Origin of the sequence: Microcoleus sp. N9_A2, from assembly GCF_036701775.1 — a bacterium.
GTDB lineage: Bacteria > Cyanobacteriota > Cyanobacteriia > Cyanobacteriales > Microcoleaceae > Microcoleus.
In genome coordinates this window covers 20,325-33,730 of the sequence record NZ_JAUBRH010000065.1, presented here as the reverse complement: position 1 = coordinate 33,730, position 13,406 = coordinate 20,325, and the positions used below count along the sequence as shown (strand labels likewise).

The 13,406-nt window shown below is 46.1% G+C and carries 14 protein-coding genes; 6 read left to right on the top strand and 8 right to left on the bottom strand.

The window, feature by feature from the left end; translation table 11 throughout:
• Positions 1 to 638 precede the first annotated feature (638 nt).
• Positions 639 to 2,024 carry a transposase gene (locus tag QUA44_RS25800; RefSeq protein ID WP_333255630.1) on the bottom strand — a complete coding sequence of 462 codons (1,386 nt, stop codon included), beginning with the start codon at positions 2,022 to 2,024 and terminating at the stop codon, positions 639 to 641.
• Positions 2,025 to 2,088: 64 nt separating this feature from the next.
• On the opposite strand from QUA44_RS25800, the gene tnpA reads away from it, so the two are divergent.
• Complete coding sequence (tnpA, locus tag QUA44_RS25795; RefSeq protein ID WP_333255628.1) at positions 2,089 to 2,502, top strand: IS200/IS605 family transposase; 414 nt, start codon at positions 2,089 to 2,091, stop codon at positions 2,500 to 2,502.
• Between the two features lie 146 nt (positions 2,503 to 2,648).
• Here tnpA and thrB read toward each other — a convergent pair whose 3' ends face one another.
• From thrB to QUA44_RS25775, 4 genes are all read right to left on the bottom strand, one after another.
• Positions 2,649 to 3,710, bottom strand: coding sequence for a homoserine kinase (gene thrB, locus QUA44_RS25790; protein ID WP_333255626.1), 1,062 nt, complete (start codon positions 3,708 to 3,710; stop codon positions 2,649 to 2,651).
• Between the two features lie 89 nt (positions 3,711 to 3,799).
• Positions 3,800 to 4,276: a tetratricopeptide repeat protein gene (locus tag QUA44_RS25785; protein ID WP_333255624.1), complete on the bottom strand. Its 477-nt coding sequence runs from the start codon at positions 4,274 to 4,276 to the stop codon at positions 3,800 to 3,802.
• Between the two features lie 4 nt (positions 4,277 to 4,280).
• Positions 4,281 to 4,847: a Uma2 family endonuclease gene (locus tag QUA44_RS25780; protein WP_333255622.1), complete on the bottom strand. Its 567-nt coding sequence runs from the start codon at positions 4,845 to 4,847 to the stop codon at positions 4,281 to 4,283.
• Positions 4,848 to 5,069: 222 nt separating this feature from the next.
• Complete coding sequence (locus QUA44_RS25775; RefSeq protein WP_333255621.1) at positions 5,070 to 6,305, bottom strand: VWA domain-containing protein; 1,236 nt, start codon at positions 6,303 to 6,305, stop codon at positions 5,070 to 5,072.
• Between the two features lie 72 nt (positions 6,306 to 6,377).
• Here QUA44_RS25775 and QUA44_RS25770 point away from each other — a divergent pair, with 72 nt between their 5' ends.
• The 3 genes from QUA44_RS25770 (at position 6,378) to QUA44_RS25760 (ending at position 8,585) form a co-directional block, all read left to right on the top strand.
• A complete protein-coding gene (locus tag QUA44_RS25770) occupies positions 6,378 to 7,037 on the top strand; it encodes an ATP-dependent Clp protease proteolytic subunit (protein WP_333255619.1) in 660 nt (219 codons plus the stop codon).
• Positions 7,038 to 7,231: 194 nt separating this feature from the next.
• On the top strand, positions 7,232 to 7,825 hold the full coding sequence (locus QUA44_RS25765) for an ATP-dependent Clp protease proteolytic subunit (protein WP_333121390.1): 594 nt from the start codon (positions 7,232 to 7,234) through the stop codon (positions 7,823 to 7,825).
• A gap of 130 nt (positions 7,826 to 7,955) precedes the next feature.
• Complete coding sequence (locus tag QUA44_RS25760; RefSeq protein WP_333255616.1) at positions 7,956 to 8,585, top strand: J domain-containing protein; 630 nt, start codon at positions 7,956 to 7,958, stop codon at positions 8,583 to 8,585.
• Between the two features lie 105 nt (positions 8,586 to 8,690).
• Here the strand turns inward: QUA44_RS25760 and QUA44_RS25755 are convergent, their stop codons facing one another.
• Both QUA44_RS25755 and QUA44_RS25750 read right to left on the bottom strand, forming a co-directional pair.
• Complete coding sequence (locus QUA44_RS25755; protein ID WP_333255614.1) at positions 8,691 to 9,620, bottom strand: serine/threonine-protein kinase; 930 nt, start codon at positions 9,618 to 9,620, stop codon at positions 8,691 to 8,693.
• 518 nt (positions 9,621 to 10,138) lie between these two features.
• Positions 10,139 to 10,870 carry a DUF7873 family protein gene (locus QUA44_RS25750; protein ID WP_190732936.1) on the bottom strand — a complete coding sequence of 244 codons (732 nt, stop codon included), beginning with the start codon at positions 10,868 to 10,870 and terminating at the stop codon, positions 10,139 to 10,141.
• 475 nt (positions 10,871 to 11,345) lie between these two features.
• Between QUA44_RS25750 and QUA44_RS25745 the strand changes: the two genes are divergently transcribed.
• Positions 11,346 to 11,600: a hypothetical protein gene (locus QUA44_RS25745; protein ID WP_333255612.1), complete on the top strand. Its 255-nt coding sequence runs from the start codon at positions 11,346 to 11,348 to the stop codon at positions 11,598 to 11,600.
• Positions 11,601 to 11,603: 3 nt separating this feature from the next.
• Here QUA44_RS25745 and QUA44_RS25740 read toward each other — a convergent pair whose 3' ends face one another.
• Entirely contained in the window at positions 11,604 to 12,497 is an 894-nt protein-coding gene (locus tag QUA44_RS25740; RefSeq protein ID WP_333255610.1) for an EI24 domain-containing protein, read from the bottom strand.
• Between the two features lie 93 nt (positions 12,498 to 12,590).
• Here QUA44_RS25740 and QUA44_RS25735 point away from each other — a divergent pair, with 93 nt between their 5' ends.
• Positions 12,591 to 13,382 (top strand): 2-phosphosulfolactate phosphatase family protein, encoded by a 792-nt coding sequence (locus QUA44_RS25735; protein WP_333255608.1) that lies wholly within the window; start codon positions 12,591 to 12,593, stop codon positions 13,380 to 13,382.
• Positions 13,383 to 13,406 lie beyond the last annotated feature (24 nt).

Below are 13,406 nucleotides of genomic sequence, written 5' to 3'. Positions count from 1 at the left end.
ACGAGAGCACTTTTTTGTGTTTAAAAATCTTGAAACCCTTGGCAGTCATAGCTTCTAGTTCTATTCAGCAAGCCCTATATAGGAAATAGCAGCAGGGGAGCATCTCACTTTTGTAACCAAGCTAGAAATTGGAGTTTTGAGGCAGGAGTCAGAAGGAAGGAGCCAGAAGGAAGGAGCCAGAAGAAGTGTTTTTACAAATATGAGATGCTCCCTAGCAGAAGTTATCGAAAAGAGATGATAGTTGATATCCAAGAGATTGGAAGGAGAGGCGAAAACAATTTTTAATCCGGTGGTGAGATAGGCGTTGGTGAATGAAACTCTGAGCCAAATTTCGGTTATAATTGATATAATTAATCTGCGTTAATCTGTGTTAATCCGCCCTGATCTGCGGTAAAAAAAAGACAATTTATCGGGCCGCAGATGACAAAGAATTGACGCAGATTCACGCGCTTGTCGAGAATAGAAATATGAATAATTTCGATGCTAACAGATTTGATATTAAGCTAAATTAGGACTTACCCAGCAATCCTATGGAGAGGGGCAACCACAGGGGACTGCCCCTACAAAACGTGCTCATGTAGATGTTGTGTGTCCAGCAGTGGAATAAGTGACATACTCCTACATCAAACCGAGTACGGTTATGATGTAGGCTTCTTTGCAGCCCGATGAAGGGTTTGCAAAATTTCCTTCGTGGTACTTTTATCCATAGTTCCTACTACAGAAAGCTTCCCACTACGGCGTTTTATACTGGGGAAAATGTCCAACCCCAGTCTTTTTAGATTGATCGCAGCATTGATGTCGCGGTCAACCGTCAAAGATTCCTGCTCATCCCAATAGTCTCTGATGCTGCAATCGGTGAAAATTATTTCATCCCGATAGCTGAGAACCATTGAAGTATAAGCAGGGTTTTTAGAAATAACAACTGCCCCAGCTTTGGCGGCTATGTAGTTCAGTGTTGTAAAGAAGTTACCAAATGCAGCGTCAGACCAAGACTTATTTAATCCTGACTTTGCTGATTGATTATTTGACAGAAAAGTTCCATCTTCAGCCTGTTTAGGTTTGTTCCGTTTGGTCAAACCTTTCAGATTCAAGTCTTCGTGAAAGAAGATTTTCTTACCAGTTTTCACTAGCTTGTGGGCTGTATTGTAGTGAAAATCTTTACGACAACGTGCAATGCGTTGGTGCTGTCTAGCTTCACGCTTTGCCAGTTTACGACGAGATTTACTACCTCGTTTCCGCTGATTTCGCTTGGTTGAAATTCGGTCTAATTTGGCTTGATTCTTGCCCAGAGGCTTAAGAGACGAGAGTTTTTCACCTTCAGAGGTTGCCAGATACACGTCTTCATGCAAAACTGCATCCAATCCCAACGAATTATCCCAAGTCGATACAATTGTGTCCTGACTTTGAGTTGGCACACTCACGTCCTCTAGGACGAATTGAACAAACCAACCATCAGCCTTTTTCGTGACACTGACTTGCTTGACGATGAATCCATCTGGAGTTGGACGGTGCATTCTAACTTTGGCAACTCCCAACTTAGGGAGTTTCAAGTACAGCCAGTTTTTCCTAGTTAGTTTAATGCAACTATTACTCGCCGTAGCGAAAATCATAGTTCTGAAGCTAGCTTCAGATTTAAACCGTGGTCTACCCGATTTACCGCCACTGCTGTCACCAACGATGAATCGCTCAAATGCCTTGTCAACACGCTTTGATACGTCTTGTAAAACGGTTGAGTCCACTCTTGAAAAGTCCAGCAATTCACCGCTATGAAAAACTTTTACCAAATCTTTCTTGATAATTGGTAACTGTTTTTTCTGGCTATAATAGTTGGGCTTTTCTCGGACAGGGGCGATACTACTAATTAGCGGACAAGCATTTACGCTTGAACGATTCATCGACCACCAATCAAACCTGTCTCCCAGTTGGCGGTTGTACCAATAACGACAAATTCTCAGCCACTCATTTAATCTGAGTTTCTGATTAGTGTCGGGATAAAATTTGTACTGGTACGTCGTTTGCACCATTGTTTTGGGATTTTAGCTTTACTTGGTGTTATGGTAGCAGATGTAATTATTCAGTGTCAATACCGTGAGCCAAGATTTTATCCACAAGGCACGAGGAGTTTCGGCGCTCAAGTGTCACTTGGTGTTAACTACGAAGTATCGAAAGAAAATCCTGACAAGCCCAATGCTGACAAGGCTTGAATCGATCTTCAGGGACTTAATGGGAAAATGGGAGGGAAGACTGATAGAATTCAACGGGGAGAGCGATCATGTTTACCTGTTGTTGCAGTACAACCCGCAGACAGAACCAAGTAAGTTGATTAACAACTTAAAAACTGTTTCTAGTCGGTATTTAAGGAAAGAGTTCGCAGACGAAATTAACCAAGCTTACTGGAAAGAAGTATTTTGGACAAATGGATACTTTATCGCTTCTTGCGGTGGAGTAACTGTTGAACAATTGAAAAAATACATCGACGAGCAAAATAGACCTACCGAATAAAGAATTCGTTCGTCTCGTCATCCACTCGCTCACGGATCAATGCTTTAAGCATATGAGGTCGCAAGCGGGTGGAATCCTCATCTTCAGCAAGTCTTTCATCCCACACTAACCGAAGCGGTATAGTGTGGGGATTCCCGCCTGTTTAGCTAAAGGGAGACTTGCGCGCCTTGAGTATCGAGGCCGATCGCCCTTACCTCAGCATTTACCCCAAATTCCCCCCAAGCAGCCACCATCGCTTTCTCAACAGCCTCAGCGGATGTCACATCCGTTAAAGCCAAAAGCGTCGGCCCGGCACCGCTAATTACCATTCCACAAGCCCCTGCATTCACGGCGGCTTCTTGCACCCTTTCATATCCGTTAATCAGAGATTGCCGATAAGGTTGGTGAATTTTGTCTTGGAGGGCGCAGCGCAGCCAGTTTTCATTCCCAGTTTCCAAAGCCCGCACTAGCAAACCGAGGTGTGCAGCATTAAAAATCGCGTCAGCCTTACTGTAATCTGCTGGCAAAACTCGGCGGGCTTCGGCTGTAGACAGTTCAAAATCCGGGATGGCTACCACGGCCACAATATTTGGATGCCAGGGAATATCGCAAATCTCCCAGGAACCCCCCCCTTGCCCCGCTTCGGTAAGGGGGAGTGATGGTAGAATTTCCGCATCTAAGGGTGATTGTTCTCTTAGCCCCGCTTCACGGAGGGGGAGTTGTTCTCTTAGCCCCCCCTTAGTCAGGGGAGATTGGGGGGGTGCATTGCTAGCAGCGAGGCGACAACCTCCGAGTAAAGCGGGGACAACGTTGTCGGGATGGCCTTCAAGTTCGATCGCCAATTGCATCACTTCCACCTGACTCAAAGGCTTTCCGGCTAATTCATTTGCACCGACTAACCCACCGATAATAGCTGTGGCGGAACTTCCTAAACCTCTAGCCAGCGGCACTTGCATATCTATATGTATCGCTACGGGCGGTGGCGATTGGTTCAGGCGATCGTATAACTTGACAAATGCTTGATAGGCGAGATTGCTTTCGTCTGTCTTGACTTTGGCGGCTTCTTTGCCTGTAACTGTAATTTTTAGTTTCTCTGTTGCGGAGGCTTCTAGTCGGGAGAATTGGAAATGATTGTAGAGGCTTAAAGCGGCGCCGATGCAGTCGAATCCGGGGCCGAGGTTGGCGGTGGTGGCGGGTACGGTGACGGTGACGGTGGAAGTTACGGACATTTTTTGAATAGTTAATTTGGAGTTTTTAACCGCAGATGGACGCGGATGAACGCAGATCGAAGGTATTATACTATGTTTTCAAAAGCCATTTATTCTTGCAGCATTTCAAGATGTTTGATGGCATCTTGATAATCGTTGGTATTGCCGGATTTTTGATAAATATCGGCGGCTTTTTGATAATCGCCGATCGCCCCCGGTTTGTCTTCTAAGAACTCGCGGACTCTGGCGCGGTTGTAGTAGGCGTCGCCGTAGTTGGGGTTGATTTCAATTGCGCGATCGAAATCTGCTTTAGCTGCTGGGTAATCTCGAAGGTTGCGGCCGCGAATGATGCCGCGTTTGTTGTAAGCTTTAGCGTAGTTTGGGTTGAGGCGGATGGCTTCGGTGTAATCTGCGATCGCGCCTTCAATGTCGCCTGCTTCGGACTTGGCTAAACCGCTGTTAAATAAGTCTTCAGCAGAATTTTGAACGATGAGTATTGGCGCTGACTCTGCTGGAATGGCAGGGGATATGCCACCCAAAACGGTAACAAATCCTAAAATGCCGATCGCCGGGTAAAAGTGTTTCATAAATCTAAGCAAAAATTCGAGCGACAGAGCAACTAAAACCGGGTAACAAAGGCGAGGTCAATTCATCAGCGCTCAACAGCGTAGCAATGAGTCTTAAACTTGCTTGTTCCCTGCGATAAACTTCTATTTGCTGCAACCGCCAATTCACAATCCAGTATTCCTGTACTCCTCGTACCGAATAGAGTCTGAGTTTCAAATCTCGATCGCGTCTTTCATTGTCTGCACCGAGGGACAATACTTCAACAACTAACTCAGGTGCGGCGGTTAAATGGCCGGCTTCGTCTAGCAAGATAGCCAAGCGTTCATTGCTGGCCCAAACTACATCAGGAATAACGTTATCAGCATCCGTGAAAATGATACCTGGATTGATTCCTGCTCGTCCTAAATTAGTCTCTCGCGACCAAGTATTAAGTTCTTGGTAGAGGTTGCCTATAGCTTGTTGATGACCCCAATGCGGTGCTCTAGTCACAAATAACTCTCCATCAATAATTTCGTAACGATCGCCGTTATCGGGCAATAGTTCTAAATCGGCGGTAGTCCAGCGTACTTTATCAGATATTGTCTGGTTCATACAAGCACTCTTGATAGGTGATACAAACATTCTAAACGATCGAGCTTATACACGCTCCGCGGCTTGAAACAATAGGCATACACTGACTTTCGCTTTTTGCAGGCGAAACTCAGAATATTGAAACCCGCCTGGGCGCGGGTTTCGTTTTTGTAGAGGCGATTTCGCATCGCCAAATTGTCCGATCGCCCAATTTAAAATTATTTAAAATTTTAAATCGCCGGATTACTTCAAAATAGTTTTAGAAGCAATCCGAGTTTTCTTGCGATCGGCTTCACTCAATTGTTCACCAGATTGCAAACGAGTAGCAGAGGTTTGTAGCACAGTTGCGGCACTTTTATCGCCCATTTGCAAAGCAGTTTTAGCGGCAGTTTGCAGCATCGTTGCCGCACCAGCGCGATCGCCCTGTTGTAACCTAGTTTCTGCAAGTTGAGTTTGGCGGTATTTAGCCAAAGCTAAAATGTGCTGTTGTACCATCGGGTTAAGAGCCGGCTGATAAACTTTCAGGACATTAGCAGAAAGTGCCACAGGATCGGAAAGCAAACTTTGACCGACAGTCGGATCGTCGTAGCGAATTTGCAATTGCCCGATCGTCTGTGTACCTTCGGGCAACTGTCCAATATAAATATTAGCCAAAACTACTCGCTCTATATCCTTCATTAAATCTCCCAGGCGCACCATAAAACGATCGCCCTCTTGCTGTACCGGTAATTCGATCGTATCCGGGGCAACTTGGGCGATCGGTTTGAGTTCGGCTAACCGCACTTTTGGCATCAGTGAAAATAGCAAATAAGCATTAGTCAAACCTACACCTTGGATGCGAGTAAATAGTTTGCCAAACTCGTCAACCGCATCTTCGGGACGCTGAATGTGAGCCAGAGCACCGCCGCCAGCGTCAGCAATTTTTTCCAAAATATCCTGGTTCCAGTTATCGCCAAATCCCAGAGAATTTAAAGTCATGTTGTAGTCGGCAGCCAATTTAGCCAACTTCAAACAGCGGCTGTCGTCGCCGTGTTCGTTTTCGCCGTCAGTCAGCAGAAACGCCTGAGATATAGCTTCTTTTTTGCCTTTGCCCAACTCTTCAATACCTAACTTAATGCCCTCATCAATTGCTGTGCCACCGGCCGATCGCAATTGCTCAATTTGCCGTTTAATGCTGCTGGGATCTCCCACAATTTGATTGGGGACGAGGACTTTGGCTTTATGATCGAAAGCCACCGCGCAAAAGCGATCCCCGGGCTTCAACCTGTCCAGCAACCGTCCGGCGGCTTGTTTGACGGTTTCCAAGGGGCGTCCGCCCATCGAACCGCTGTGGTCGAGAATCAGGCACAGGTTTAAGGGTACGCTGGAGTCGATCGAGCTTGCCGTCGCAGATACCGAAATCGCTAGCTGGCGCTGCGTTGAGGGCGCAGCAGCGTCAAGGTTAGGGTCGTTTAAAACCGGGAGCAAACTAACTTTCATGCGGGATACCTAAAGATTGCGTTACTATTTCTTTAAGAATAGCTCCATCAGTTCAGGCAACATTTCGGTTATATGAACACACCAATTAAAGCTGTGCAATCGCCATACTACGGGGAAGGGAACTCTCGGACGCCACCTCCCGATTTGCCATCCCTGTTGCTGAAGGAGCGGATCGTTTATCTGGGTATGCCTCTAGTGCCTGCGGTAACAGAACTGATTATCGCTGAACTGTTGTTCTTGCAGTACGAAGATGCCGAGAAGCCGATCAAAATCTACATCAACTCGACCGGCACTTCTGGTTACAGTGGCGAACCCGTCGGCTTTGAAACAGAAGCCTTCGCTATCTGCGACACAATCAGATACATTAAGCCGCCCGTGCACACTATTTGCCTCGGTTCGGCAATGGGGATGTCTGCGATGCTGTTAGCGGCTGGTACAAAAGGCTTTCGAGCGAGTTTGCCCCACGCTTCTATTGTGTTGCACCAACCCAAGGCTTACACGCGGGGTCAAGCAAGCGACATTCAAATTCGGGCTAAGGAAGTGCTGGCAAATAAAGCAACAATGCTTGAGATTTTTGCAAGCTGTACAGGCCAACCGATCGAAAAGATTACTAAAGATATGGATCGGTTGCTGTACCTGACGCCCCAGGAAGCTAAAGAATACGGTTTGATCGATCGAGTTCTTGAAAGTTCCGAAGAATTGCCGAAACCGCTGCCGGCTGGAGTCATCTAACTGGGAATGGGGAATAGGGAATGGGGAATGAGCAAGAATTAAGGGTTAATGGCTAGTAGTTTCTACCCTGATTAGTTATTCAATAGTCTTTTTATGACTAACAATGCCCGATGCCCAATGCCCAATGCCCGATGCCCAATGCCCGATGCCCAATTGCCCGATCACCAATTACCAACTAAACGGAGTTCCGAATTATGCCTATCGGTGTGCCAAAAGTTCCCTACAAGATGCCGGGGGGTTATGATACTCAGTGGATTAATATCTACGATCGCCTCTACCGGGAACGGATTATTTTCTTGGGCAGGGACGTTGACGATGAAATTGCCAATCAAATCATCGCTGTGATGCTCTATCTCGATTCGGAAGATTCAGGTAAGGATATCATTTTGTACATCAATTCCCCAGGCGGGATGGTGTCGGCAGGCATGGCTATTTTTGATACCATGCAGCACATTAAATCGGACGTGGTGACGATTTGTGTGGGCTTGGCTGCTTCGATGGGTTCTTTCCTGTTAGCTGCCGGTGCGAAGGGGAAACGGTTAGCTTTGCCTCACTCGCGAATCATGATTCACCAGCCTTCTGGGGGCGCCCGGGGACAAGCAACGGATATTCAGATTGAGGCGAAAGAGATTTTGCGGCTGCGCCACCAACTGAATAATATCTATGCTAAGAATACTGGCAAGCCGATCGAGAAAATCGAGAAGGACATGGATCGCGACTATTTCATGTCCGCTGAGGAAGCCAAGGAATACGGCTTGATTGACAGAGTGATCGAAGATCGTCCGTAAGTTATTTTTTCGCTTCAGTAGCGCGGGCCACCCTCGCACTACGACCTAGTTCCCAGTAAATTTTGGCAGAATCTTTACATTTAAGGATTCTGCCATATTTAATGGTACTATCAACGCTCATTCATGCTAAATGGATATTGCAGATTATTACCGACAGTTAGGACTGAGGTCTGGTGCCAGTTTATCGCAAGTTAAAGCCTCTTATCGGCAGTTAGCGAGACAGTATCACCCCGATGTGAATCCGGGAAACGAACAGGCTAAGAATAAGTTTATTGCTATTACTGAGGCTTATAAGTTCTTGGTGAATATTGCCCCCCACTATGTTGGGGAGTCGAAAGTTGCCAATTCAACTGTGCCACCTACTTCGACGCCGCCGGATCTGGGGGTGAAAGCTCAACCGCAAGCAGTTAAAGTGACTCGAAAACAGGCTGCGGTTCAATCTAATGCGGATCTTCTGTCGGCTGCAGAACAAAAGTTAAAGCAAGATGCTTATTTTGAGCTGCAGCAGTTGCTGAAATATCAGAGGTTCCCGCGGGCGATCGCCTTGATTGAGGGTTTGGCCCAGCGGGTTCCCGAAGATTTGGAGGTGCGTCAGTGGCAGGCGATCGCCTATCAGCGCTGGGGACGGCATTTGATCGGGGAAAAGCAGGTTGATAAGGCGAGAATTTATTTGAAAAAGGCTGTGAAAACTGACCCTCACAATCGGGCGTTGTGGGCGGAAGTTGAGCGAGATTTTCGCAAGTTGGAACAGATTTATTAGACTTGCTAGGCTATCAATTTTTGAGCGATCGAGAAACCGCAGATGTGGGACTGATAAACAGGGATAAACGCAGATAATTTTAAGGAGAGTTCGGGTAATGCAAGTCTATTGAAGCGATGTTTCGTCCCCCTGTTTTGGGGGGTTTCTGCCGTGGATTTTTAATTTTTCTAAGATTGCTTGGGTATTTTCCGGTCGGTTTTCTGGTAGCGGTTCCATCAATTCGTCGATCGAGTCTAGGAGTAACGGGTCAATATCTACAGCCTGGTTTCTCCAGTTGATTTTACCAGTTTTTTGATTGACGGGAAAGTCGATCGGGTTTAAGCCTGTTAATAAATGTACAAAAGTACGTCCGAGGGCAAAAAAGTCCGATCGCACGCCTGCTTTACCTAGAATTTGTTCCGGTGCGGCGTATCCAGCAGAACCTATGGGTGCGGTATCTATATCTGCTTCTGTGGCGGCGTCGAAGTCAATTAATCTCAATTTCCCATCCGCTGCAAGCATGAGGTTGGAGGGCTTAATATCCCGATGCACTACATGATATTTGTGGATTTCCTGTAAAATATTGGTCATTTGTTGCAGCCAATCAAGAGCTAGTTTTTGAGAAACGTGCGGGTTTTTATTTAAGAATTCTGCCAAGTTTTCTCCGCTAATTTTTTCCATCACCAAACAAGACAATTTCTGGAAGTTATGGGGGAGTTTAATTTGGAAATAACCGTCAGGTTCGACTTGGGGAACTGAGTCCTTTCCCGCCAGCCAAATCAAAACTCGCGCTTCTTGCTTGAACACGCGAACTAAATCGGGATTGTGGGTATGTTTCAAGACTTTTAAAATTTTGACAGTTCCCCATTCGTTTTCACCTGTTCCCAAATCTTCGACTTCAAAGATGTCTGTGGGGCGTGCGGGATTGGGCGATCGCACTGGTTTAAGGATACGATAGCGATCGGCAATTAACAAATCCGTGCCACAAGCCTGACACTTTTGAGCAGCAGCAGGATTTTCGCGTTGTTCACATTGAGGATTGATGCAGTAAATCATACCATTTTAGATTTGAGATTTTAGATTGGAAATGACTGACGCTGTATCGGTTTAGAGTTTGCTTTTGCATTCTTTTTTGGGAAGTCGTATCACTTTGATTGATAAATTAGCATAAAACCCAGCAGTTCTGACCTTACTACTGGGTTTCTATTTACCGCCCATTTGGGCACACTATCACATTTAAGTCAAGGATTTAAGATTAATAGCATCGCGCTCTACCGATTGAGCTACCCCCCTGCGTTTGGTAGAGGGGGCTGGATATGAGCCAGCAACCTCGATGATGTGATTTTCCTGACATTCGTTTTAGCGATCGGCGGAGAATGCTGAGTTTCGAGTAATAACTTGCTGTTGAATTTGTACGCAATGCTGCCTCTGCCAATTGGGCTACCCCCCTATTTTGGGTATAAGGGACAGGAGTCGAACCTGTACTGTCACATTTGTACGGTTTAAGTTGAAGTTTTAGATTGAACTTGTACTCTGTTTATATCTTAAACCATAACTATCAAAAAAGCAAGCAATTAGCGAAAAATAAACTGAAAAATTCGCTCTCCCACTCTCTGTTCCTCAACTTCAGAATTGTTAGCTTCTTCGCGGGCGAACATAACAGCTTGCTGCAATATTTCCACCCTTTGCAGCAACTCATTGATCCGCCGTGCTGGCAAAGCTCCAGAAAATTTTACAGTCCGCCAATAGCCGATCGTAATATCTTCGTAATAAACATCGACTTGAGCCGGATGGTGTTCGGTAGCTTCAGCTTTAACGTGATTGCGCGGAGTTTTAAAAGTCTTGAGAGTTTGCACCGGTTCTGTTGCCCAGCAGTCTGCCGAAGCATCGAAGTTCCAAGTCTCGGAAGCATCTAAGACGGGAAGTTTTTTGATGAATGCTTGCAAATCTGCTAACTGCTTTTCAATGAATAGCAAATAGCTGACGGGAACTTGGCTCAAAAGCACGTTTCCGTCTACAGTCACGTCCGCGCGGGCGCTACAATTTGTCCAATCTTTGGTTGCGGTTACGTCGAAGAGTTTGGTCAAAACTTCAGTCGTTTTGCGGATAATCTCTTCGGCTTTGACTTCAACTTTTTTGGACTCGGGCGGCAGTTGTTCGCCTTCTTCGTCTTTGGGACGGTAAGTGCGCGATATTCCAGAAAGCACAGCGGGCTTCTGAAGTGCTTTTTGAGCTTCTGCCAGTTCTTGGACCGAGCGGCTTTTGATGCCTTTTTCGATCGCGATAATCTGATTTAAGCGTGCCATTGTTCGATGTTATTTATGCTGAACTCACATCAAGTCCGGTTGATACTGATAATCAAATTGTTTGTCCTGTGGCTTTTAGGGCTTGGATAACTCTCCCTCCTCAGTACAAACCTCACGATCGTTCTTTAACCAGACTTGCTCAACTTGTAGTATTGCATACTTCAATGTAAATTACAAGATTTTTTTTGTAGGCGCGGTGCCAAGAGAGCCCACTGCTACCGTGCCCAGCAATTTATCTCTCAAAAAATCGGCAAAATCTCTAGCGTCGCTGCCAAAGTGTAGCAAATATAACTGTTTGTCAGCGCTCCAACTACCTCTTGAGATAGATGCGGAAATCCCTCCCAGGGCGCGTTGTCATATCGGGAAACATTTCTTAACATATAGATAACAAAGGGAATCCGAGGAGACACCAAAAATCCTTAAGCCCTTGGGGTGCCCCGGTTAATCAGACTTTTCGCAAACAAGGGCTAAATCAATGAACAAGCAGCAAAACTCCGAAGTTTCAGCATTTTTGCCCATGCTCCAAAAAGGCATTTGGCTGTTTGGGATTCTCTCTTGGATATTCGGGCTGACAGATAGAACTATTGCACTATTATCTGACGGATATTTGTCGGCGATAGATATTGTCCAGCTATTTACAGCATCCTTTTTCTTCATTAGCTGGCTGTTGTTAAGCCCGTTTTTGGGTCTTAACTCCCAGACTCAGCCGAAGGAAGAAGCATCTCCCTAGTTTTTAATTTGTAATGTTAGTTTCTCCATCGCTATGAGTTTCTTCTGGGGCAAAGCGGGCCGGCCAAATGCGATCGCAAAAAAACAAAGTCCCCGCCGTCACGCACAGCGGAATCGCCAACAGATTCAACAGCGGAATGCTCACCAAACCCAAACACACTAAACCAAAACTCCCGCTCGCCGGCAAACTCGCCCGAATTAGCTCAAACTTCTCCTGAAAAGGCAGCTTCCGCCGCTCCAAAGGTGCATTTAAAAAGTCCAAAGAGACAATAGTCGCGCCTAAAGCAACGCCACCCAAACTGCTCAGAATAGATCCTGCGCCAGGGATAAAATTCAGCAGCAGCAGCGGTATACCGATGCTGAACAAAATTTGTAGTTTTCGCAGTTCAAAGCCGATTGCCAATTGAATATCCCGAAAAATACTCGCCAAATTCATTGGGGCTTCTGCGGGCAATTGACCGTTCCGCAGCAGTTCCAATTGTTCGGAAAGTTTGCCGTACCAGGGCGAACCTAAAATCACGCCAAACTGCACTAACAAAAATCCAATTATCAGCAAAAGTCCTGACACTAGGAGGACGCGCAGCAGCCAGCCGAAAGCGACTGTTAACACGCCAAGAAAGCTCAGCCAAGCTGGAAAACTCGCAATTAAATCATTAAATCGGACGGACAAATCTGCAACTAAAACGTCTATGCCTGCCAAACTGGGAAATAGCAAGCTTAAATAAAGACCAATACCAATTATAAAATTTAGCACCACGGGAACTAATACATAAGTCCACAGCTTGGGAGTTTGCAAAATCAGCGTGAAAGCTCGCAAAGGATAGGTGAAACCTGCCAGGAGTCCAATTGGTGCGGTAATGGCGGCGTGGGCGGGGTTTGAATTGAGCTGTTTAGACATATTTTCTGCTTTTGAGGACTTGACTCTATTTTCTATTATCCACTTTCCATTATTATTATTAATGATGAGGATTTATTGCAGGTAGCCCCAAAAGTGAAGCTTTTTATTTACCATACCCCGGAACTTACGCCAACCGACAAAATGCCGGCTTGCGCGATCGCAGTTGATGTGCTGCGGGCGACTACGACAATGGCAACGGCCCTGAATAATGGGGCGGAAGCTGTCCAAGTTTTCAGCGACTTAGATAAGCTAATGGCCGAGAGCGAAAAATGGCCTGCAGATAAGAGGATTCGCGCCGGAGAGCGCGGCGGCGGCAAAGTTGACGGATTTGACATGGGGAATTCCCCCCTCGACTGCACGCCAGAAAAGGTGACTGAGAAGCGAATTTTTATCAGCACAACTAACGGTACTCGGGCTTTGGAGAGAGTGCAAGCTGCAGCAACTGTGTTAACGGCGGCTTTGATTAACCGCAAATCTGTGGTGCAGTTTTTGTTGAATAAACAGCCGGAAACTATTTGGATTGTGGGTTCTGGTTGGGAAGGGAGTTATTCGTTGGAAGATACGGTTTGTGCTGGTGCGATCGCCCAAAGTCTGCTAGCAGAAAGCGGTATTCCTGCCAGCGATTTTGCTGGTAATGATGAAGTATTTGGGGCTATTGCTCTTTACCTGCACTGGCAAGATCGGTTGCACGAATTGTTGGAAAGAGCCAGCCACGGTCAGCGCCTCCTCGGTTTAGGTGTTATTGAAGATTTAAAATATTGCGCGCAAACGGATACTTTAGATGTGCTGCCGATGCAGCGAGAACCGGGTGTTTTGGTTAAGTCGGATTTTAAAATTCCTCAAGCTAATTTCTGGGTTCCATCATCAGAAAAAACGGCGAATTGAAATTTTCTGCGAATGCAGTATTAG